Source organism: Methanolobus sp. WCC4 (assembly GCF_038022665.1).
Classification (GTDB): Archaea; Halobacteriota; Methanosarcinia; order Methanosarcinales; family Methanosarcinaceae; genus Methanolobus.
This window is the reverse complement of record NZ_CP150629.1, coordinates 1,215,000-1,237,251: the sequence shown is the minus strand read 5'-3', so window position 1 is coordinate 1,237,251 and position 22,252 is coordinate 1,215,000. Positions and strand designations below refer to the sequence as shown.

Here is a 22,252-nt window from a genome sequence, read left to right as displayed (position 1 = left end):
TCTAGCCTCCGAACACAACCTGCATTATGCGTACATTATCATCGGAATTGAGAACGGCATCCTCAGGGATGATCTGGCCATCGCGTGATACCAGTACCTCACCCTGACTGATATTCAGCTTGCTCAATAATTCTTCAACAGTAAGTGGACCGAGGTCCATATCTTCTATCTTGCCCGAGGGGAGTCTTATTTTCATATTGTAGCCTGTTGTCGTGATAATAAATAAAACAAGGGGTTTAAACTTTCAGGAGAGTACGTTTTTGGATGGGGCATTGAATGCCCCAACACATCTGAAGGATTCATGTGGATCAGACCACAAAGCCAAGGCATGGTACAACGGTAAAGAGTAGCTATGCCGCCAATAGTATAGCCACCCTGTAACCTTGGTATACGTTTTTCATCACGATCGTGAATACTACTAATACACAATTGTGATATTTAAGGGTTTTTGTTCGTATGTATGCTAAATGAATCAGAATGATACTACATTGAATACATATGTACAAAACCGACCATACTCAACAAGCCAGAATAGAACCAACATTGACCAACATTATATTTATGTTCAATGAGAAACATCCAGAATGGACCTACATCAACATAGTGGACCTGTAGTGTAGTGGATATCACTTTAGCCTCCGGAGCTTAGAACCCGGGTTCGATTCCCGGCAGGTTCGTACAAACATCGAGTGATCCTATGAGCAAGCATCACATCAACAAAGGAAAAAGAAAGGCACCGGAACAGAAGATAAATGTCAAATTGCTGCCACTTGCAATAGGCATTCTGCTCATGGCAGCTGGTGTCATTGGAGTGAGCCTTAGCTCTGACGAGGAGGAGTGGTCAGTTTCAGATGATGGGATCCTTTCCTATTCACATATCGATGAAACTGAATATAGCGTCAGCCGTCTTGAGATCAATGATGACAATACAACTGTAAAGACATCGACCTTCAAAAGCAGGGACTCTGATATAGAAGCACTGATACGATTACCGGATCAGGATACAACCGTACCCGGTGTCGTCGTACTTCCGGGAGCAGGTGTTTCCAAGGAGCAGCAGACCGCTATTCCTGAATTGCTCGCAGAGATCGGGTACGCATCCATAACCATAGACCAGAGGAATCTTGGAGGAATTGACCCACAGGGCGACCTTGAGCTGTTCATGAGTGGTGAGGAGCCGGTGGAATATATGATGGTCCATGACGCAATGGTTGCTGCAGACGTCCTCGGTGAACAGTCAGGAGTTGACAGCCAGAACATCGCAATGCTGGGACTGAGCAACGGAGGCAGGTTCGCCATCATTGCCACAGCTATCGACCCGGATATAAAAGGTGTTGTTGCCATCAGCACAAGCGGATATGACATGGATAACATAGTTGTCGATGAGAGCATTGACCTTGAAGCATATCGTTTCTACAGGTCCATAGACCCTGATAACTACCTTGCAGATATTGCACCCCGAAGAATTGTGATGTTCCATTCGGTCAATGACAGTATCATTCCTTTTGAAACGGCACAGAAGACCTTCGATAAAGCGAATGAACCAAAGGCGTTCTATCATGTGAATGGCAGCACACACGGGTATTCCGCATTGATGGCAGATGACCTGCAAAACGAACTGGCGATAATATTCCAATAAAATGAAGATAAAAAAGGAGGAAAGGTTGAAATTTGCCTTTCCATATCTATTTTACAACGATAGTCCCTGCCATTGCAGGATTTCCCTGAACACTGAACTTGTAAGTTCCTGAATTCTCGAACGTATAGGAGAAGATCTTACCATAATAGATGGTCTGGTCGTCCCAGAGTCCATCATCACTCACAAGTACCAGAGGGAACTTTGGACGCTGGAGATTTCTCCATGTAACCGTCTCGCCTGCTTCGATCTCCATCGATTCAGGGGTTGCCACACGGACGAGAAGGAACTCATAGTTATATTGCCTCGTTTGCTCCATCTCGCGTACCCTGACCTGTTCCATGGTTCCGACCTCCTCGCCTTCCTTCATCATTACAGGCCCGGGTGCTACCATCATCCCATCCATATCCTCATCTTCCACAGATGTCATCCTTTCCTCTGAGACCACAATGGTTCCTGCCATCTCAGGATGGTCCTGAATACTGAAACTATAGGTTCCGGGCTCATCAAAGGTATAGGAGAAGATCTTACCATAATAGATGGTCTCATCATCCCACAGACCCTCATCGCTTATGAGCACCACAGGCATCTTGGGACGCTGAAGGTTACGCCAGGTGACGGTCTCACCTGCATAGACCTCCATTGAAGTGGGTGTCAGGGTGCGGACGATAAGGAACTCATTACGATCATCGATCATCTGTTGCTGCATACGGCTCTGAACCTGTTCGACAGACTGTGTCATCATAGTCACAGGTTCCGGTACCATCATGCCCTCATCCTCAGATGTATCGGCTGCCGAGCGCATCGTTTTCTCAGATACGACTATAGTTCCTGCCATAGCAGGATTGTCCTCAACCGTGAATGCATAGGTTCCGGGCTCTTCAAATGTATATGAGAAGATCTTACCGTAGTAGATAACCTGGTCATCCCATAGACCATCAATGCTCACAAGAACTATCGGCATCTTGGGGCGCTGAAGATTACGCCAGGTAACTGTATCACCAACCGTGACCTCCAGTGAGCCCGGAGTGACGACCCTTACCATCAGGAATTCATAATTTCCGTTATCAGAGTCCGTTGATGTCTCTGACATGCCTGCGCCTGTTGCTGCCAATGATGCCGATGTGAATAGTAATGTCACTGTTATGAATAGAACTGAAACTAGTACTGATGTCCTGATATTTCCCATTAGACGATTCCTCCCGAGGTCCCTTCCTCATAATATATTTTCAGTTGAAGGGATATAGCCAAAACCATCATGGTATGGCAACAGTAGTGCGAATTTATCGGCAGCCCTGGAAAAGGATAACGTCATTGGAAAAAGAATGTATCATTTGTATGTTCCTCATCAATAGCAATATTCCAATTACTATATATGCCTTTAAAAGCAAATGTAAAAGGGGTTTATATGCGATCATCTTTGATCGATACGCTATTCCTTTCGGAGAAGAGGAAGGGGTTACTATTGTTCCTGAAGGACGGAGCAAAGAGTTCGGATGAGATCAAGACAGCTTTTGACTTTCCATGGAAGTCGATGATACCACAGATAAAGAAGCTTGTCGAATGGGATCTGATAACATACTATAAGGGAACCTGTACCCTCACGACCATGGGAAAAGTGATAGTGAGGAATATGGAAGATCTCCTGATGACCCTTGAAGCCCATGAGAAGTACAGGAACTATTGGCTTAAACATGATCTGAAACCCATACCGGAAGAACTTCTCTACAGGATAGGGGAACTTGTCAACTGCGATATATGTGAGCCACAGATGCCCGATATATTCGAACAACAGGAAGACATGCTACAGAGAATAAATGGTTCTGAAAAGATAATGGCATTCGTCCCGGTGCATCATCCGGCACAACTCATCATATATTCCGGTCTTATGGAAAAAGGAAGTGTGATCGACCTGATAATGACGGAAGATGTCTACAGGATCATCCGGGGAGAGGTCCCACAGAATCTCAATATACTGCTGACAGACAATCCGATCTTCGAATCACTGAGAGAGGAATACGAAAAAGAGATAGAGAACCTTTTCAGCGATGAACGTTCGAACATCTTTGTCTACAAAGGGCAGGTCAGACCCCTGAACCTCATTGTAAGTGACAGGTTCTTCTCAATGGCACTACCCGGTAATTTTGGAAAATACGATGGTACTACCATATCAAGTTCCGAAGGATCAGCGATCTCATGGGGGAAGGAACTCTTCGCCCACTACAAGGAAAGATCTGAAAGGATCATGTGAAGAATGAAAAAAGCAAAAATGGAAAGTAGGGACTATTGCCCGACGTCTGAATATAGGAAGAAAGTCCTACCCTAATTTCTGTCGATCCGGATATATGCCTGACCACAGGATGAATAGAATCCTTCATCTTCTTTTCTCACGCAGGGGTCATCAGCAATTGCTGACCGGACAGGTGTAGCATTATCCTTCTGCTCTAACTGTATTTGTGTAACCATTGTTTTCCCTCGTTTGCAGAACCACCTTATTGATAGTTCCACCTGTTTATATAGCTCTGAATAATATATAAACCTTGTTTGGGACCCATTACCACAGACGAATATATGATATATGAATGCTGCATATTTTCCGGCATACAGAAATACCAGAAGTATCAGAATTCGAAAACAGGACGAAGTTATGGACAGCATCAGAGATAGTGGCCGTACAAAAGGTATCATATTTGATATGGATAACACCCTCTTTGACTTCATTGAAGCAAAGATGAACGCCTGCAATGCTATTGTGGAATACATAGGAACAGGGAACCCACATGAGCTGTTATCCTACTTCCGCAGGAAGAGATATGGATTTGAGGATGTAGAGAATATCAGTGATTATCTGGTGGAATACGGTAAGTACTCGGAACAGGTGTTCAACGAATGCTGTACAATATATGAAAGGGAGAAGATACGCAACATCAAACCCTATCCCGGTGTTAAAGATACAATGCTGGAGCTGAAAGAAATGGAACTGAACATAGGGATACTGACTGATGCTGACCGGAGAAATGCCGGGAGACGTCTCAAAAGAACGGGACTTTGCGGGTGTTTCGATTCACTTTTCACCTTTGACATGACCGGACACAAAAAACCATCCCATGAGCCTTTCACCTATGCTCTGGATTCCATGGGTCTAAAAGCCCACGAGACGCTTTATGTTGGCGACAGTCTCAGAAGGGATATCATTCCATCCAAACAGATAGGAATGGTGACTGTACATGCAAAATACGGAGATTATGGCGATCACAGCCACCCCGGGGATAGTGTGCAGGCAGAGGAAAGACCTGACCATACGATAAATACGTTCAGGGAATTACTTAAAATAATTATAGACCGAAACTGGAATGGGAACAGAAGTTGATATGAAAGGATATGATGTTATCGTTGTTGGAGCCGGACCCATCGGCTCCACAGCAGCAAGATATGCCGCCATGCACGGTGCAAGGACATTGATGGTAGAGGACCATGCGTTCATAGGAAGCCCTGTAGGATGTACGGGACTGCTGAGCACCCGGGCGGTCAGTGAGTGTGATATAGAACCATCTGATGACTTTGTGTTCAATTCGGTAAGAGGTGCATTCGTCCACCCAATGAACGGTGACCCCCTGCCCATAGATGGAAGAGAGACTAAGGCATATGTTGTTTCAAGGAAGATGTTCGACCGCCGGCTTGCAGCCATGGCGCTTGAAGAGGATGTCGATCTGTGGCTGAACACAAGGGCTACGGGAATCGATACATCCGGGAAGATGCAGAAGTTATCTGTTGTGAGGAAAGGAAGAGCTGAAACGATCGAAGCAAATGTCATAATAGCTGCTGATGGTGTTCGAAGCAGGATAGCTAAGATGGCAGGTCTGGGCAATGTGACAAAGGTGCTTCCGGGGATACAGGCAGAAGTGCCTTACAGCTCAGAGAATACTGATTTTGTGGAACTTTTCGTCGGTTCACAGGTCCCGGGATTCTTCGGATGGACCGTGCCCGTGAACGAGAGCATTTCCAGGGTCGGAATGGCAGTTGACCCTAACTGCGTAACCGGGATGAATGCTCATCAGGTACTTGAGGAACTGCTGACAAAGAACCCGCATGTAGCTTCAAGATATGGAGGAGGGAAACTCGACCTTGTAATGGGAGGGATACCACTTGGACCGCTTGAGAGAACATATTCTGACGGTGTACTTGTTGTGGGAGATGCTGCCGGTCAGGTCAAGCCAACATCCGGAGGCGGAATATATACCGGTGCAGTCTGTGCGAAGATAGCTGGAGAGGTTGCTGCCAAGGCTGCTGCTGATGAAGATAGTTCTGCGAACTTCCTTTCTGAATATGACAGAAGATGGCGGGGAGAGATCGGTAAGGAACTTGCAATGGGAATGAGGATACATAATTTCATTGGCGGACTCGGGGACAAAGAGCTCGATGAGTTGATAGGGTCAATGAATAATCCCGCAATTCTTGATACTATCACACGCTATGGGGATATGGACCATCCCTCCATACTGATAAAGAAGATGCTACATCCTTCCAGGTCGGTGCATATGTTGAAAGTGTTCCGTGCATTTGCAAAGGCTGTTCTTTAAAAACTGAAGAGAGAGAGAGAGAAAAAGGAAAGTGCTTCAGTAGATACTCACGCCTTTTACAGAATCCAGCTTTAACAGTTCTTCTACAATGCTTCCCGGAACCTTGGTATCCGTGATAATGGTGAGTTTTGGCTCGGTGGTGAAATACGGGTCATCAGATACTGCCTGTCTGATACTGATATTATGCCGGGCTATTACTGTGGAAACCTCGGATATTATGCCCTTGTGAGATGCATCATCCGGAGTGATAATGACGACACCCTGACCCAATAGAGGGGCTACATCACGAAGGAAAGGTATCGACCTTATATTCTGGAAGACCTTCCTCAACTGCTCGTCAGCCAGAATAACCTCGGTTGTGGAATCCACCACACGCCGGTCAACGCCTGCTTCCCTTGCAAGTTGTGTGTGTGCTATCTCTATTGCACCTGATGCAACTTTGCCTTCATCATTTACCTGGAAACCCCTTTCAAAAATAACTTTCAGGACCTTTTGCTGGGCCGGATATTTTTCAAATTTCCCGAGTAATGTGCTCCACATATGGATACTGTACTCATTTAAATTATAAAGATTTAAAGGTTCATTTCAACAACATACTAAGAAAATTAATTGGTTTTTGATAACAAAAGGATGTTTTAAGTAGAAAGCCACCTATAGTAAATGAAGTTCAACTTTCAACAAAGATAATCATCCGGAGCACTATCGCTTTCAGTTCGATGCTCATATCCGATACTGACCCGTTTTTACAATAGGTATGCTTTCCGGAATTTCAGAATTACATTATGGAGGAATGGAATGAAGATATACAAGGATTATGATGATCTTCCTAAAATAAAATTACCACTCGGGCAGGAAGTATCTATAAGTGACAGCACTATCAGGGATGGGGCACAGATGCCTGGTATTGTCATGAAGAGTCAGCAGAAGTTTCAGATATATAACTACCTGAACAGGATAGGAATTGAGAAACTTGAGACTTTTGTATATAACGAAAGGGACAGAAAAGCTATCAAGCTCATGATGGACCAGGGATACGAATTCCCTGAGATCACTGGTTGGGCACGTGCAAATCCTGCTGATATCGACATGGTCCTCAACATTGACGGCATTGAGGAAACAGGTGTCCTGATGTCCGTATCTGATCCCCATATAGTTGACAAGATGGGACTGACCCGTGAAACAGCCGAGGAGAAATATCTCAACGCACTCCAGTATGCAGTTGATCACGGTCTTCGCACCTGGGCTCACATAGAGGATATGACCCGTGCAGATAATTATGGTTTCACTTTCCCGCTTATCAAGAAAATAATGGACATTGACCCGGATTGTACTATTCGTGTATGTGACACCATTGGATTCGGCATACCATTTGAAGGTGTTGACGAACCATTTGGAATACCAATGATCACAAAGTACCTGAAGGACGAGCTCAATGTCAAGAACATCGAAACACACTGTCACGATGACTTCGGTCTTGCAGTTGCCAACTCCATTGCAGGATACTGGCATGGTGCAAACTGGTCCAATGTAACATTCCTTGGTATCGGTGAGAGAGCAGGTAATGCAGAGATGGAGAAACTCCTGCTGTTCCTTGCAAGACGTATCGAGGGATTCGACAAATACAACCTTGACGCTATCATTGAATTCTCAAAGTTCATGGAAAATGAGATCGGAATCCGTATCCCAAGGAACAAATCCGTTGTAGGTAACAACGTCTTCGCCCATGAGTCAGGCATTCACTCTGCCGGTGTTATCAAGAACCCGTTCACATACGAACCATATCCACCTGAGATCGTCGGTGGTAAGAGGATATTCCTCATTGGTGACTCATCCGGTATAGAGGTACTCAGGTATAAGGTGCAGGAAACACTGAACGAGCTTATGGACGTTAATATCGAGGTAGATAAGAACGATAAGCGCCTCAGGGCGATCCAGGCTGAGATCCAGAAACTCTACAACGATGAGAAGAGGGTTTCCTGTATATCCGATGAAGAGATCATGGCATACGTGAAGAAATACTTCATGTTCAACCAGATGGTCAGTAAGGAAATGCATCGCAGGGATCATGATGAGAATGGCGATGAAAGCGAGTCAAGTGGTCTAAATGAGATCAAGCCTCGCATGCATGATACTATAGACTAATTCTTTTTTTGGCTGCTGTCCGAGGATAGCAGCTATGCGTTTTCTTTTTTTGGCGAGGGAATTCGCCAATTTATCATAACTGGTTAATAATCCTTTTTTGATGCCATCGAAGAATAAACTTTGGAGAGACAAATCTTTAAATACATAGTTAGATAAAATTTTCAAATGAATTTGAAATGCATCCTCATGTATAATCGAACTGTGTTAATATGAAAAAAATACTGGTCATTCTGTTTGTTCTGACGTTACTTTCATCAGGCTGCGTTGAGAACAATGATGAAAGCACTTCACTGGTTATTGACAGCACATTGAGATCAGATCCTCATATAGAAGTTATTCACTTCCATGGAATGAACCAATGTCACAGTTGTCAGACAGTCGGATCTTATGCAGAGGAAACAGTGAATACATACTTTGCAGATGAACTAAGATCAGGAAAACTTGTATTCAGGCATGTGAACAGTGAGCTTCCTGAGAACAAGGAACTAGTTCAAAGATATGGAGTTGCCTATTCTTCTCTGTGGATAGGCACATATACAGAAAATGGTTTTTCTGCTGAGCAGAACATGGACGTCTGGTATAAGATCGATGATAAGGCAGAATATATGTCCTATTTAAGTAAAGTCATCGACGAAAAAATGGATGGAATCTAAATGACCGATCTTATGGCCTTTATGCAATCCATGGGGACCAGTGACGTTCCTTTGATCGCTGCCTTCTTTATTGGCCTGATGACTGCTGTTAGCCCATGTCCTCTGGCAACCAACATAACATCAATAGCTTATATGTCGAAGGAAATCGACAATGGCAGACATGTACTTACTGTTGGTATGATCTACACACTTGGAAGAATGACAGCATATATGCTTGTAGCATCCTCTATCATCTGGATAGGCATAAGCAGCCAGAATATTGCTTTAGTCTTACAAAAGAACGGGGAACTGCTTTTAGGTCCATTTCTTCTAATCCTTGGAATCCTTATGATCACAGCTGACCGATTTCCTTCTTTCAAAGGAGGCAGTGTAACCAGTGCACTGGGAGATAAACTAAAGAACAAAGGATATGTGGGCGGTTTTCTGCTTGGTTTTATTTTTGCTCTTTCGTTTTGTCCTTTTAGTGCTGTACTCTTCTTTGGTATGCTCATTCCTATAGCTTTGGCCGCACAGGACCCGATAATCATACCTTCGATATTTGCGATCGCAACAGCTTTACCTGTATTGTTTTTCTCTATACTACTAGTGTATTCAGCATCCAGAGTAGGGAAATTCGTCAATAGGATCCATATTATAGAGAAAGGTATGAGAATGCTGGCAGCACTTATTTTCATAATTGTAGGCTTGTACTATTCAAGACTTTTTGTATTTACGTAATAGGTGACGTGGTTGTAAAATATCACCTATCATAATAGCATATCTTGAGCACTATGAGCAGAGTGTTTCAAATCTTTTTGAAACCGCCATCTTTAAATATAGACAAATTAATTGTACATTAGTGGTTGTGTGACTAATACACAAAATCGTACAAACCAGCTATGGAGAAATTAAAATGATCAATGTAAATGACTATCTTGAAACAGGATTTACCTTTCACGGCCACAGGTGTCCTGCTATGCCGCTTGGAATGAGGGCCGGAGCTGCTGCTATGAATGCACTTGGCGTTGACAGATCAAAGGATAAAGAGCTTTTCATGATCGCAGAGACAGGAAATGATCATGCAGCCGGATGCTTTGTTGATGGTCTTATGACTATTTCTGGTTGTACTTATGGGAAAAGTAATATTGAAAAGACATACCATGGAAAAATGGCTTTTACACTCATCGATACTATAGATCAAAAGGCAGTCAGAGCATACATAAAACCTGAATTCTTTGGCAATATGCTACAATCACCATTTGTTGAACAGAGGAAATCAGGCGTACTCCCACAGGACATTTCTTCTGAGATCGCAGAACCCCTGGTTAACAAAATACTAAGCATACCTGAAGAAAACTTCCTCGTGATCAGTCCGGTTTTCGATTATGCTTTTGAAAAGAAAAAAGGAGTTTTTGATACAGGATTGTGTGAGGAATGTGGTGAACGTACATTTGCTCACAAATTGCAGGAGATTAATGGCAAAATACTTTGCAAACCCTGTGCAGACAAATGAGTGACAGTAAACTAGAACATTGGGCAATAGGTGCAATTGCACCAACCATTTTTACATAATATACTGCTACAAGATCTGGAATTGGTCATATGGATGTTATTCTAATTGCTGTTATCATCTTTTTTCTAGCCGTTATATTTTCAATGCTTGGCCTGGGTGGCTCCCTGGTATATGTGCCTTTATTTTACTGGCTCGGCATTGATATGCTCATTGCAATACCTACAGCATTGCTTCTCAATGGTATAACTGCCAGCTCAGCAGCGATCACCTATTACAGAAAAAAAATGATAGACTTGCAAGTAGCAGCACCTTTTGTAGTGACTTCCATCATTGGAGCTCCACTCGGTGCTTACTTTACCAGGTTCGTTTCAACTGAGATACTGCTATGGATACTTAGCATTGTGCTGATCTTTGCCGGAGCAAGAATGCTATTTTTTGGAAAAGGTGGAGCAAAGAATGCATCAACTAATGCCACGGATAAGAAGAACAGATCCCTCATTGGTATCGTTCTTGGATTTGGGATCGGTTTTTTCGCCGGGCTTCTCGGACTTGGCGGCGGTGTGTTCATTGTACCGGTTTTGATCGCACTTGGGTTTGAGACAAAACGTGCTTCAGCCACATCAGCTTTCATTGTGTTGTTCTCCTCATTCTCAGGGTTCTTTGGTCACCTGACAACAGGACACCTGGACATGAATCTCATGATCTATACAGCTCTGGCTGCATTTATAGGAGGACAGGTAGGTTCACATCTAATGCATAGCAAAATGAAGTCAGAAACGATCAAACAGATGTTTGGTGTGGTTTTGTGGATAATGGCCATCAAGATCGTGTATGGATTGATATGATCTTGTGTAGATAGCACAAATTAAAAACTAAAAAAGCCCCGGCCGAAATCGGGGCTTCCCTTTTGTTTCCACAATAGAATTAAATGGAATCGATGATCCCATTCAAGGTCGCACTGGGTCTCATGGCCCGGGATCTCAACTCTTCATCCGGAGCATAGTATCCTTTGAGATCCACAGCTTTGCCCTGAGCTTCTAACAACTCACTGGCGATCTTCTCTTCATTTTCCATCAGAGCTTTAGATACAGGTTCAAAGATCGCTTTTAATTCGCTATCTTTCTCCTGATCAGCCAGAGCCTGAGCCCAATACATTGCCAGATAAAAATGAGATCCTCTGTTATCGATCTCATTCACTTTTCGGGAAGGAGATCTTCCATTTTCCAGAACCAGCTCTGTCGCTTTATCCAGTGCTTCTGCCAGAACCAGAGCTTTAGGATTATCATAACTGTTGCCCAGATGCTCCAGAGAAGCAGCTAAGGCCAGAAATTCTCCCAGAGAATCCCAGCGCAGGTGACCTTCCGATTCAAATTGCTGTACGTGTTTGGGTGCAGAACCGCCGGCACCGGTCTCGAAAAGTCCACCGCCATTCATCAGGGGAACGATGGATAGCATTTTCGCACTGGTTCCCACTTCCAGAATAGGGAAGAGGTCTGTCAGATAATCCCTCAGAACATTTCCAGTCACAGATATCGTATCTTTGCCCTCTTGAATTCTCTCCAATGAGAAACGGGTCGCTTCAACAGGAGATTTGATAAATATTTCCAAACCGGCGGTATCATGATCTTTCAGGTATTTGTTCACTTTTTTAATGAGCTGTAAGTCGTGAGCTCTGTTCTCATCAAGCCAGAAGACTGCAGGAGTGCCTGTGGCTTTGGCCCGGTTAACGGCCAGCTTGACCCAGTCCTGAACAGGTGCGTCCTTCACCTGGCACATGCGGAAGATATCTCCTTCCTCTACCGGCTGTTCAATGAGTACATTATCGTTGTCATCGATGACCTGAACTTTTCCTGTACCAGTCATCTCAAAGGTCTTGTCATGTGAGCCATATTCTTCAGCTTTTTGCGCCATAAGCCCCACATTGGAAACGCTTCCCATTTTTGATGGATCAAAGGCACCGTGTTTCTGACAGAACTCAATGGTTTCCTGATACACTCCAGAATAACAGCGATCTGGAATTATGGCTTTCATATCTTTCAGTTTCCCATCCGGTCCCCACATGCCACCTGATGAGCGGATCGCTGCAGGCATGGAAGCATCGATGATAACATCGCTGGGAACATGGAGATTGGTAATTCCCTTATCAGAGTTGACCATAGCCAATGCCGGTCTTTTTGTATACACAGCTTCTATATCTGCTTTGATCTCAGCCTGTTTGTCTTCAGGCAGATACTGGATCTTTGTATAGAGATCCCCCAGTCCATTGTTGGGATTGACACCCAATTCTGAAAGCAGATCGCCATATTTATCAAATATATCTTTAAAGAAGACCTTAACCACATGACCGAAGATAATAGGGTCGGAAACTTTCATCATTGTCGCTTTCAAATGAACGGAGAATAAGACATCTTGAGCTTTAGCATCTTCTATCTGTTCAGCCAGAAATGCCTGAAGCGCTTTTTTGTTCATAACAGATGCATCAATGATCTCTCCGGTCAGAAGAGGGGCTTTGTCTTTCAATAGTGTTCTATTACCAGCGTCATCTGTAAAGATAATTCTGAAATTGGTAGCCTCTTCAATTTCAACTGATCTCTCACTACCGTAGAAATCTCCGTCGGTCATGCTGGATACATGGGACCGGGAATCGGACTTCCATTCTCCCATGGAATGGGGATGCTTTTTCGCATAATTCTTTACAGCTTTAGGGGCTCTGCGGTCAGAATTCCCTTCTCTCAGTACAGGGTTAACAGCACTGCCCTTGGCAATATCGAATTTCGCTTTGATCGCCTTTTCTTCATCGTTAGAAGGATCTTCGGGATAATCGGGCAGATCATACCCTTTAGCCTGGAGTTCTGCCACTGTCGCTTTGATCTGGGGAACTGAAGCGCTGATATTGGGTAGTTTGATAATGTTGGCTTCCGGAGTTAAGACCATCTCTCCCAATTCGGAAAGGGCATCAGAGATCTTCTGGTCCTCTGTCAGTCTTTCGGGAAACTGGGCAATGATCCTTCCCGCCAGGGAGATATCCCTCGTTTCCATAGTGATTCCGGCGTTCTTCACATAAGCCTGTACAATAGGCAGGAGTGAGCTGGTTGCCAAAGCCGGAGCTTCATCGGTTTTCGTATAAATGATTGTAGATCTCTGTGACATGTTAATCCTTTTCCCTGTAAATTGATATTGATCAAGATCAATAAGCTTTTCAACAAATTGTAATTTGACAGTCCGGATCTACTCCATCGCCCTTGACCACTGCTGCTGATCTTGTCAAATTCCAACCTTCTGATAATTTAATATTATAAAATGCAAGCTAAGTACAAATTGCTTTATTGACGACAGCATCATATATATGTAATACCCAGAAAGGAAACATGGGTACTAAAAAAATTGAAACTTCATTCCTTACCATAAAGACCCGTGACCTTTGCAAGCCTTAAAAGTCTCAGAATGGTAACTGCAATAACAAAAGCAAATCCAATTATCACAATTACCAGAATAGCAGCCCTCTCCATGGAAACATCCGTATTCAGCAGCATGAAAGAAGCAATGGATACGATCATCAACTGACCAAGCAACGAAAGCAGACTGAGCCATACTTCTCTCCTTGTTAAAAAGGGCTTCATGTTCATAGGCCTGTATTGATGTTACGTTCATTTATAGCTATTCACGACCTGCAATTGAGTACACGGAGCTCAGGGCAGTAGCATTTTAGGTAAGTAATAACATACAGAAAAGCATGACACAGAGTTTCCCCATAACGGACGAGCACATGCACATAGACCCACGGGCAAAGGGTCTCAAAGCCGTAAAGGAGTTCCAGAATACAGGCGGAACGCACATATTCCTTGTTATGAAACCAAGCTGGACCCTTGGTATAAAGGTAACGAAGCCTGAGGACCAGATAGCCGTCTTTGATGAAACCGTTGAGATATCACGTCAGATAAACGAGACCGGTGTCACATCCTTCCCGGTTCTGGGAGTGCATCCGGCAGAGATCACAAAGCTCACCGAATACATGGAACTTGAAAGGGCGGTGGAGACCATGAAAGGAGGACTTGACATCGCTGCCGGATATGTGGAAAAGGGACTTGCTGTGGGTCTGAAGAGTGGAAGGCCTCACTATCCCGTTAGTCCTGAAGTTTGGGATGCCTCCAACGAGGTCATGGAATACGGATTCACACTGGCAGCTGATCTGGACTGTGCGATCCAGCTCCATACAGAAACCGTGGAAGAGCCGGAACTTATAGATATAACAGAACGTGCCAAAAAGACCGGAATCAAACTCCACAGGGTTGTCAAGCACTATGCTCCACCACTGGTAGATGTTTGCGAACGTCTTGGTATATTCCCCGGGGTCCTGGCAGGAAAAGGTGCCATTGAGGAAGCACTTGAACAGGGAACCCGGTTCATGATGGAGACCGACTACATCGATGACCCGGACAGACCCGGAGCAGTTCTCGGACCAAAGACCATACCCAGAAGGACATTAAAACTGGCAGAAGAGTTCGGGGAAGAACCATTCTGGAAGATCCACAAGGAAAATCCCGAATATGTCTACGATGTGGATATCGAACTCTGAAGCATCAGTTGGTAGTATATATACCTAGAACCTGTCAACCAGGATCATGTAGATATCCATTACATTTGTGCCGGTGGGACCTGTCACTATCAGGTCGCCTGTCTCCCTGAGATAATAATGCGAATTATTGATATACAGCTCACGCCTTGCATCCATTTTCATATCCTTTCCACGCCGGATCGTTTCACCATCTGCAAATGCACCTGCACTGTCAGTGGTACCATCATTACCATCGGTACCTACAGCAAGCAAAAGCACTCCTTTTAGGCCGGCTACCTCCATTCCAAATGATAGCGCCATCTCCTGACACCTTCCACCCAGGCCATTTCCTTTCATGGTCACTGTGGTCTCACCGCCTGCGAGGATACAGGCAGGAAGAGGGAGGGGGTCTTCCCTTAACCTTTCTTCACGTGCGATTGCTGCTAGCACTTTTGCAACTTCCTTAGACTCACCAACGATGGAGGAGCTGAGCAGCATCGTGTTGTATCCAAGTTCAGATGCCTTACTTCTGGCCTCATTGAGAGCAAGCGCATTACTTCCTATGAGATGTGGGGATGTCTTTTCAAAGACCACATCACCTGCTTTTGGAGTCTCTTCGATCATACCTTCCAGACCATCCTCTATCAATCCGGCAACAGCCGGTGATAAAGCAATACTGTATCTGTCGACTATCTCCCTGAAATCGGAAAATGTAGATCTGTCAGGGACCGTGGGACCTGAAGCTACCACATCAAGAGGGTCACCCACGACATCAGAGAGAATAAGGCTCACCGAGTCGGAAGGATATGCCATTCTTGCAAGGCCACCGCCCTTGATGGAGCAGAGGTGTTTCCTCACGGTGTTAAGCTCATCTATCGTAGCACCTGCACGAATAAGAGTATCGGTGAGTTTCACAATATCAGTGAGCGACACGCCTTTTCGTGGATGTGTGACCTGAGCAGAACCACCACCGGATATCAGGAAGAAGATAAGGTCTCCTGGACCTGTGGTCTCAAGAAGGTCATAGATTGTCTGTCCGGCAGCGACACTGTTCGCATCAGGTATCGGATGCCCCGATTCATATATCTCCATCTTATGTAGTGGACTGCCAAAACCGTACTTTGTGACAGCGATGCCCCTGGTAAGTGAATCACCCAGGATATCCTCAATGGCCCTTGACATGGCTGTTGCAGCCTTTCCAAAAGCTATGCAATATATGTTCTCATATTTCGAAAGCTCATACAAAGTGTCATTTATGAGGATATTCCCGTCTTCCATTCTCACAGTCCGATAGACACAGGAAGAAGGATCTACTGCAGAGATAGCCTCTGACATTATTGCATACGCATCATTTCTCATATCGTTTGTCATATGATAGCATCCATATTTGGGTGATAGAACATATACCGCCGGAACTTATGAGCGCCTGTAAAGACCTACCAGTTCACCGTAAGCCACAACATGTCCATCCATTGCATCTTCTACAGTACTTAGTTCTGAACCGCCCTCAAGGTCAAGTTCCGTATCCAGAGCATAGAATTTAAAGAAATATCTGTGGGTACCTGATGGGGGACATGGACCCACATAGGATGAAGTGCCTGCATCGTTCACGCCTTCAACACCTGGAATACTATCTTCTTTTATCACCTCATCCGGACGGATGTTCCAGACAACCCAGTGAGTGAAAGTGCCTGATGGTGCATCCGGGTCATCCATTATCAACAATAATGAAGGAACACCATCAGGAATGCCCCATACATCCAGAGAAGGATTGATATTGTCGCTGTCACAGGTGTATATCTCCGGTATCATGGCCCCATTATCAAAAGCAGGACTGGTCACAGTTAATTCCTTCATGGGATCGTCATCGATAGTATACTCTATTAAGGAAGGTTCATCAGGAGTGATGTTCACATCTGTAGGATCAGGGATCACATCCGGTTCTTCCATACCGGGTTCAACGCATCCTGAAAAGGAAAGAACTATCAATATAAGGATGATAGTAACAGATGTTCCAGCAAACTTACCAGTGAATGCACCGCCAGTTGAAATAGATGTATCTGAACTGTCTAGTCCGTACATATTTCCCACAAGTGATACACTACTTACAGGCTATTTATTTTTTGTGGATCATATGACCCATGCAAGATAGAGAAGAAAGAATGAAAGAGAAAATATTATTCTCCTTAAAGGTTTGAGTCCTATTCTTCCGGGATCACTATCCATGCTACAATATAGACAAGGATTCCTGTGCCCATACTGAAGAGTGTGGCCAGTGCCCAGACAAGCCTGACAACTACCGGATCGATACCAAGGTAGTTGCCAAGACCGCTGCAAACTCCTGCGACCATTTTGTCACTCACTGAACGTCTTAATTGTTTATCCATAATTACCTCTACTAATTATTTCTTATATAGCATATACTATCTATGATATAAAAGTATGGAAGTGCTCATATATGGTGTTTGCGAGACCCGGGGCATCTCGAGGATCAGAGTTCGCAGGTCTTACAGTTGGTTCCGCCACAATCAGGGTTCTCGAACTGCCATTTAAGGCCCCATTGCTTGATGTTCTGAAGAACGTGAAGGAACTCCTCCCCACTCTGTGTAAGAGTGTATTCCGATCTTATCGGGAATACCGAATCATCGACATTCTTGTCAACAAGACCATGCTCTTCCAGTTCTTTCAGTCTTGTAGAAAGGGTCTTGGGAGTTACATCCTGCAGTTTACTCTTCAGTTCATTGAACCTTTTCTGCTTGTTCTCACCTTTATATAATTCATGTAAGATGCATAAAGACCATTTTTTGCCGATAATGTCGACTGTTTTGTAAATAGTGCAATCTTTCATAGTATCCTATAGGAAACCACCCAATATATAAGTAAGTATCATCAATATACTAGTATCCAGAACAGAATTTTGGAAAAGGAGTGACAAAATTGGCAAAAGACTTACTTGAAAAGGGAGCGATCCTGCAGAGAGACCAGGAGACATATGCAATTGCACCACATCTTCCTGGTGGAGTGGTTTCAGCAGAACAGCTTCGTAAGATCGCCGACGTTGCCGAGAAGTACGAGGCAGCAACATTGAAAGTAACCTCATCCCAGAGAGTTGCTATCGTTGGATTAAAAGAGGGTGATATTGACAATGCCTGGGAAGACCTCGGTATCAAACCAGGTGCAGCTATCGGACTTTGTGTCAGGAGCGTAAAGATCTGTCCGGGTACTACATTCTGTAAGCGTGGACAGCAGGACTCCGTTGGTCTCGGACTCAAGCTCGACGAGAAATACCACGGAATGGAACTTCCATGCAAGTTCAAGATGGCTGTTTCCGGCTGTGCGAACTCATGCTCAGAACCTGCTATCAAGGACATAGGTATCATGGGAACACCAAAGGGATACACTGTCATGGTCGGTGGTAATGCAGCTATCAGACCAAGAATTGCAGATGTCATTGCAGATGAACTCGACGAAGATGAAGTTCTTGCACTTGTAGAGAAGATCATCGCATTCACCAAGGCACACGGTTCAAAACACCGCCTTGGAAGAGTAATTGAAGACATCGGGCTTGACAAGTTCAAGGAAGAAGTAGGACTTTAAATTCAGAAACATATCTTTTCAGGGGAAGACTCCCCTGCTATTCTTATTTTTAGATTTTCTTAAAAACGGAGCTGATCCTATCGAAGATGTTAAACCTGTAACAAAGATCGCAATCATAAGATGCGATATCGTTTCGGAAGCATGTCCCGGAGTCGGATGTTTCATGGCTTTCAACAAAAGGAGCATGCATTTCAGTGAATATGATGAGAACACCGAGATGGTTGCATTTTTCACCTGCGGAGGATGCTCAGGTCGCAGGGTCTATCGCCTGTTAAAGTCATTGAAGAAAAGAGGTGTGGATGTGATCCATTTGAGTTCATGCATGCAAATGGAGAACTACCCCAAATGTCCTCATATCGATGAGATAAAAAGAACAGTTGAGAACGCAGGAATAAAACTTGTAGAAGGAACACATCATTAGATACAGGAGGAAGTAACATGGGTAAGAGACTGATAGTTAAGATAGATGAAGAAAAGTGTACAGGCTGTGGGAAATGTGTTTCACCCTGTGCCGAAGGTGCTATACAGATAATCAATGGAAAGGCAAAGGTCGTAGCTGAGGAACTCTGTGACGGAATGGGATTCTGCATAGGCGTCTGCCCTGAAGATGCTATCACCATTGAGGAAAGGGAAGCTGTCCCCTTCGACCTCAGGAAGGCCGAGGCACAGAAAAAGAAGACAGACATCTCGATCAAATGCTTCAGCTGTGGCTGCGGGGAACAGGGCAATTATCTCATACCTGTAAGACATGACATGGAAAGTCTCTGGGTGTGCACAAGATGCCTGCCACGGCTTATCCACGGATGAGATAATGACCATAGAGATCGAGCTGGTCAAAGAGGTGGATCACCTCTGCGACTACACTTTTAATTTCCACTGGCATAACGAGAACCTTGATCCTGATTCGGTCATACCATACCAGAAAGGCACGGAACTAACATACAGGGACCTTGTAAATGAGCTGAAAAGCAGTGGCGAGGTTCACATAATAGGAAATGCAGGTAAGAACTTCGCCTACAGTATGGGTGCTGACCTGAAACACTTCGGAGGAAGTGGAGAGGCTGAAAAGGCAGGCAGGATATTCATAACAGGGAATGTCGGACCGGAGACCGGTATGGGAATGGTATCCGGAACCCTCTATGTCAAAGGAAATATTGAATATCCTCTGGGTAACATCGTGGAACTTGTGTCAGATGCAGAGGATTTCAGGAAATTCCGCTCGATCACGGATATCCTCTGCAACGGACTTGGAGAGGATGAACTCATAGGGAATGAGTTCAGCGAAGAACAGAAAACACTTGTCCTCAAAGATGGTATTGCCAGGGGAACTGTCGCTGCAAGATGTAATTGTGATGCAAAGGTTGTCATTGAAGGAGATTCCTGGAACGGAACCGGCCTGCTTGCAGAGAAAGCCACGGTCATAGTGAATGGTAATGCGGGAATGAACACCGGTTCACATCTCAATGGAGGTACCGTTGTTGTTCACGGTGATGTGGGAGAGTTCGCCGGAGCTTACATGAAAGACGGAAAACTCATCTTCCTGAATGCTAAAGGTTTCATTGGTGCCGGAATGGAAGGTGGCTCGATCTACTCCAAAAGTAAGGCAAAGACAAGTCCTCCTGCTGCAAAGTCCAGAATGAAAGGAGAGGAGAGTAAACTTATCAGGGAACTCATGGATGCAGGAAGGGTTGAATCCATGCTCTACAACAAGTATGAACCTGATAAGGAAAAAGAGAAATACGTAGAAGTACACATGCGTGACGGGTCCATTGTCATGCGTAAGATAGACTGAAGCTATGCTTTTTTGAGCATGACCCAGAACATGGAACCTTCACCATCAGGATTGTCCTCAATACCAAGAGAACCTTTGTGAATATCCACTATCCTCTTTGCGATGGCAAGGCCAAGACCGGTTCCCTTTATACCTTTTTTATCAGCCCGCTTGAACCTCTCGAAAACATATTCCTTGTCCTCATCAGGGATACCATCACCCTCATCTGTGACCGTCACCTTCCACGAGTCACCTGAATCGAGAATATCGATGCTGACCTTACTCCCCTCTGGACTGTACTTCAAGGCATTGGATACAAGGTTGGAAAAGACATCCTCGATAATATCATTCATACGGGAAAGATATTCACCATCGAAACTCAGGTCCAGACCAATCCCTTTTCCAGAGAACTCCAAAGAGAATCTATTTGCCACTGTCCGGAGTATAGTACCAATATCCTGCACTTTGAATTCCATTTCCTTCTGGGATTCAAGCTTTGCAAGTTTTGCTGCCGACCCTACCATAAAGGCAAGATGATCGGCCTGGTCACGTATCAGACCAAGTGTTTCTTTTTTCCCGGGGTCGGTCTCATCCATGTAAAGAATATCACTGAATCCCTTGATCACATTTACAGGATTCATCAGGTCATGCCTCATAATATCTGCAAAAAGGTCCTTAAGCCTGTTAGATTCCTCAAGTTGTTCCTTTTTAGTTTTTTCCAGCATCAGACGTGAGTGTATTCCCATGAGAACTATCAACATCAATAGAAGAACCAGAAGATACCAGTACTGAACAAGAAACTGTGCAGGAGTTACCTTTCCATGATCGACATACAAACTGACCCTGAGTTCTTTCATGAGATTATCTACAGGACTGTAACTTGCCGGGACTGACCAGCCAGCCGAACCAAGTGCAATGGCAGCATCACTATCCGCAGGCATGCTTAGAAGGGCTATAGATACCTTATTACCAATATCTTCAGGCGTTGAAGCGACTTTTCCGAACATCCAGTCTGCATAAAGATCCGTGCTGACAAGGAAAGGATGACCCATATATTCTTTCTGGCCAATGACCTTTATTTCCTCGATATCTATAATGCCCTCCAGAGCCATTCTTTCCAGAGTGCCGGTACTGACAGCTCCTGCATCTACATCCCCGTTGAGAACTGCAAGAACCACTTTGTCATGTTTCTGACCAAATGTAAGTTCACCAAGGTCTTTCTTGTAGTCTACGCCATTCTGTTTCAATTCCTCCACTGGTGCCAGGAATCCACCGAATGACCTTTCATTGACCGCCATGAAAGACCTGCCCTTCAAATGCCAAAGTAGATCGATATCATCCCTGTCCGCCCTTGTGATGATAACACCACCAAAACCAGCGCAAGAAGAATTGTTCCACGTTGGCTGGAAAGTTGCGATCCTGCCTGCCCCATGTAGTCTCGCCAGTTCAACGTAGACCATAGGATTCACATAATAGAAATCGATCGATCCATTGGTTGCTGCAGGAACGAATTCATCATAATTAAGAGGGATCACTTCAAATGTGGTATTTGGGATACTGGTTTCCAGATATTCCGCAGTTGGGGTCCATTGTTCTGTAGTTTCACTCTTTTCCCCATATACAGAAAGCACACCTATCCTGTAAACATCCGAACTGCAACTGGCCATTGGAACAAAGATCGAACTAACGATCATAAAGAGCAATAGTGACCTTATAGGTAGACCCGAAACTCTCAATTACATTAACCCCCATTATATGCAAATGTGACATGTATGCAAATAATGCACATATACAGTGAATGTGCATTATATAAAAGAGTTTCTAAA

At 44.4% G+C, this 22,252-nt stretch carries 25 protein-coding genes and 1 tRNA gene; 15 read left to right on the top strand and 11 right to left on the bottom strand.

What is annotated here, in order from left to right:
* Position 1: 1 nt before the first annotated feature.
* Positions 2-196 carry a MoaD/ThiS family protein gene (locus V7O63_RS06145; protein ID WP_340820625.1) on the bottom strand — a complete coding sequence of 65 codons (195 nt, stop codon included), beginning with the start codon at positions 194-196 and terminating at the stop codon, positions 2-4.
* A gap of 409 nt (positions 197-605) precedes the next feature.
* Between V7O63_RS06145 and V7O63_RS06140 the strand changes: the two genes are divergently transcribed.
* Together V7O63_RS06140 and V7O63_RS06135 are read left to right on the top strand one after the other, a co-directional pair.
* Positions 606-677: transfer RNA gene (locus V7O63_RS06140), tRNA-Arg, on the top strand.
* Between the two features lie 20 nt (positions 678-697).
* The gene (locus V7O63_RS06135; RefSeq protein ID WP_340820624.1) at positions 698-1,639 is read left to right on the top strand and encodes an alpha/beta fold hydrolase; all 942 of its coding nucleotides are present in this window, start codon (positions 698-700) and stop codon (positions 1,637-1,639) included.
* A gap of 46 nt (positions 1,640-1,685) precedes the next feature.
* Here V7O63_RS06135 and V7O63_RS06130 read toward each other — a convergent pair whose 3' ends face one another.
* Complete coding sequence (locus tag V7O63_RS06130) at positions 1,686-2,825, bottom strand: hypothetical protein (protein ID WP_340820623.1); 1,140 nt, start codon at positions 2,823-2,825, stop codon at positions 1,686-1,688.
* Between the two features lie 219 nt (positions 2,826-3,044).
* On the opposite strand from V7O63_RS06130, the gene V7O63_RS06125 reads away from it, so the two are divergent.
* A complete protein-coding gene (locus V7O63_RS06125) occupies positions 3,045-3,887 on the top strand; it encodes a winged helix-turn-helix domain-containing protein (protein WP_340820622.1) in 843 nt (280 codons plus the stop codon).
* A 71-nt stretch (positions 3,888-3,958) separates the two neighbouring features.
* On the opposite strand, the gene V7O63_RS06120 is transcribed toward V7O63_RS06125, so the two are convergent.
* Positions 3,959-4,102: a hypothetical protein gene (locus V7O63_RS06120; protein ID WP_340820621.1), complete on the bottom strand. Its 144-nt coding sequence runs from the start codon at positions 4,100-4,102 to the stop codon at positions 3,959-3,961.
* 181 nt (positions 4,103-4,283) lie between these two features.
* Between V7O63_RS06120 and V7O63_RS06115 the strand changes: the two genes are divergently transcribed.
* Together V7O63_RS06115 and V7O63_RS06110 are read left to right on the top strand one after the other, a co-directional pair.
* A complete protein-coding gene (locus tag V7O63_RS06115; RefSeq protein WP_340820620.1) occupies positions 4,284-5,006 on the top strand; it encodes an HAD family hydrolase in 723 nt (240 codons plus the stop codon).
* A 1-nt stretch (position 5,007) separates the two neighbouring features.
* Positions 5,008-6,216 (top strand): NAD(P)/FAD-dependent oxidoreductase, encoded by a 1,209-nt coding sequence (locus V7O63_RS06110; protein WP_340820809.1) that lies wholly within the window; start codon positions 5,008-5,010, stop codon positions 6,214-6,216.
* A gap of 36 nt (positions 6,217-6,252) precedes the next feature.
* Here the strand turns inward: V7O63_RS06110 and V7O63_RS06105 are convergent, their stop codons facing one another.
* Positions 6,253-6,756 (bottom strand): amino acid-binding protein, encoded by a 504-nt coding sequence (locus V7O63_RS06105; protein WP_340820619.1) that lies wholly within the window; start codon positions 6,754-6,756, stop codon positions 6,253-6,255.
* 255 nt (positions 6,757-7,011) lie between these two features.
* Here V7O63_RS06105 and V7O63_RS06100 point away from each other — a divergent pair, with 255 nt between their 5' ends.
* The 5 genes from V7O63_RS06100 to V7O63_RS06080 all read left to right on the top strand — a co-directional run bounded on the left by V7O63_RS06100 (position 7,012) and on the right by V7O63_RS06080 (position 11,348).
* Positions 7,012-8,358 carry an isopropylmalate synthase gene (locus tag V7O63_RS06100; RefSeq protein ID WP_340820618.1) on the top strand — a complete coding sequence of 449 codons (1,347 nt, stop codon included), beginning with the start codon at positions 7,012-7,014 and terminating at the stop codon, positions 8,356-8,358.
* Between the two features lie 209 nt (positions 8,359-8,567).
* Positions 8,568-9,011 (top strand): nitrophenyl compound nitroreductase subunit ArsF family protein, encoded by a 444-nt coding sequence (locus V7O63_RS06095; RefSeq protein WP_340820617.1) that lies wholly within the window; start codon positions 8,568-8,570, stop codon positions 9,009-9,011.
* Complete coding sequence (locus tag V7O63_RS06090; protein WP_340820616.1) at positions 9,012-9,728, top strand: aromatic aminobenezylarsenical efflux permease ArsG family transporter; 717 nt, start codon at positions 9,012-9,014, stop codon at positions 9,726-9,728.
* Positions 9,729-9,903: 175 nt separating this feature from the next.
* A complete protein-coding gene (locus V7O63_RS06085; RefSeq protein WP_340820615.1) occupies positions 9,904-10,503 on the top strand; it encodes an FmdE family protein in 600 nt (199 codons plus the stop codon).
* Positions 10,504-10,592: 89 nt separating this feature from the next.
* The gene (locus V7O63_RS06080; protein ID WP_340820614.1) at positions 10,593-11,348 is read left to right on the top strand and encodes a sulfite exporter TauE/SafE family protein; all 756 of its coding nucleotides are present in this window, start codon (positions 10,593-10,595) and stop codon (positions 11,346-11,348) included.
* A 79-nt stretch (positions 11,349-11,427) separates the two neighbouring features.
* On the opposite strand, the gene V7O63_RS06075 is transcribed toward V7O63_RS06080, so the two are convergent.
* Together V7O63_RS06075 and V7O63_RS06070 are read right to left on the bottom strand one after the other, a co-directional pair.
* Positions 11,428-13,653, bottom strand: a complete 2,226-nt coding sequence (locus V7O63_RS06075; protein ID WP_340820613.1) for an NADP-dependent isocitrate dehydrogenase — start codon at positions 13,651-13,653, stop codon at positions 11,428-11,430.
* A gap of 242 nt (positions 13,654-13,895) precedes the next feature.
* A complete protein-coding gene (locus tag V7O63_RS06070; protein ID WP_340820612.1) occupies positions 13,896-14,129 on the bottom strand; it encodes a hypothetical protein in 234 nt (77 codons plus the stop codon).
* A 107-nt stretch (positions 14,130-14,236) separates the two neighbouring features.
* Here V7O63_RS06070 and V7O63_RS06065 point away from each other — a divergent pair, with 107 nt between their 5' ends.
* A complete protein-coding gene (locus V7O63_RS06065; RefSeq protein ID WP_340820611.1) occupies positions 14,237-15,079 on the top strand; it encodes a TatD family hydrolase in 843 nt (280 codons plus the stop codon).
* A gap of 24 nt (positions 15,080-15,103) precedes the next feature.
* Here V7O63_RS06065 and V7O63_RS06060 read toward each other — a convergent pair whose 3' ends face one another.
* The 4 genes from V7O63_RS06060 to V7O63_RS06045 form a co-directional block, all read right to left on the bottom strand.
* Positions 15,104-16,429, bottom strand: coding sequence for a glycerate kinase (locus V7O63_RS06060; protein ID WP_340820610.1), 1,326 nt, complete (start codon positions 16,427-16,429; stop codon positions 15,104-15,106).
* 45 nt (positions 16,430-16,474) lie between these two features.
* Positions 16,475-17,140 (bottom strand): YbhB/YbcL family Raf kinase inhibitor-like protein, encoded by a 666-nt coding sequence (locus V7O63_RS06055; RefSeq protein WP_340820609.1) that lies wholly within the window; start codon positions 17,138-17,140, stop codon positions 16,475-16,477.
* Between the two features lie 119 nt (positions 17,141-17,259).
* Complete coding sequence (locus V7O63_RS06050; protein WP_340820608.1) at positions 17,260-17,445, bottom strand: PspC domain-containing protein; 186 nt, start codon at positions 17,443-17,445, stop codon at positions 17,260-17,262.
* A gap of 104 nt (positions 17,446-17,549) precedes the next feature.
* Complete coding sequence (locus V7O63_RS06045; RefSeq protein ID WP_340820607.1) at positions 17,550-17,906, bottom strand: helix-turn-helix domain-containing protein; 357 nt, start codon at positions 17,904-17,906, stop codon at positions 17,550-17,552.
* 89 nt (positions 17,907-17,995) lie between these two features.
* On the opposite strand from V7O63_RS06045, the gene V7O63_RS06040 reads away from it, so the two are divergent.
* The 4 genes from V7O63_RS06040 to V7O63_RS06025 all read left to right on the top strand — a co-directional run bounded on the left by V7O63_RS06040 (position 17,996) and on the right by V7O63_RS06025 (position 20,447).
* The gene (locus V7O63_RS06040) at positions 17,996-18,655 is read left to right on the top strand and encodes an NAD(P)/FAD-dependent oxidoreductase (protein WP_340820606.1); all 660 of its coding nucleotides are present in this window, start codon (positions 17,996-17,998) and stop codon (positions 18,653-18,655) included.
* Positions 18,656-18,734: 79 nt separating this feature from the next.
* Positions 18,735-19,076 carry a CGGC domain-containing protein gene (locus tag V7O63_RS06035; RefSeq protein ID WP_340820808.1) on the top strand — a complete coding sequence of 114 codons (342 nt, stop codon included), beginning with the start codon at positions 18,735-18,737 and terminating at the stop codon, positions 19,074-19,076.
* Positions 19,077-19,093: 17 nt separating this feature from the next.
* A complete protein-coding gene (locus tag V7O63_RS06030; RefSeq protein WP_340820605.1) occupies positions 19,094-19,462 on the top strand; it encodes a 4Fe-4S dicluster-binding protein in 369 nt (122 codons plus the stop codon).
* 4 nt (positions 19,463-19,466) lie between these two features.
* Complete coding sequence (locus tag V7O63_RS06025; RefSeq protein ID WP_340820604.1) at positions 19,467-20,447, top strand: formylmethanofuran dehydrogenase; 981 nt, start codon at positions 19,467-19,469, stop codon at positions 20,445-20,447.
* A 2-nt stretch (positions 20,448-20,449) separates the two neighbouring features.
* On the opposite strand, the gene V7O63_RS06020 is transcribed toward V7O63_RS06025, so the two are convergent.
* Positions 20,450-22,162, bottom strand: coding sequence for a sensor histidine kinase (locus tag V7O63_RS06020; protein WP_340820603.1), 1,713 nt, complete (start codon positions 22,160-22,162; stop codon positions 20,450-20,452).
* Positions 22,163-22,252: the final 90 nt, after the last annotated feature.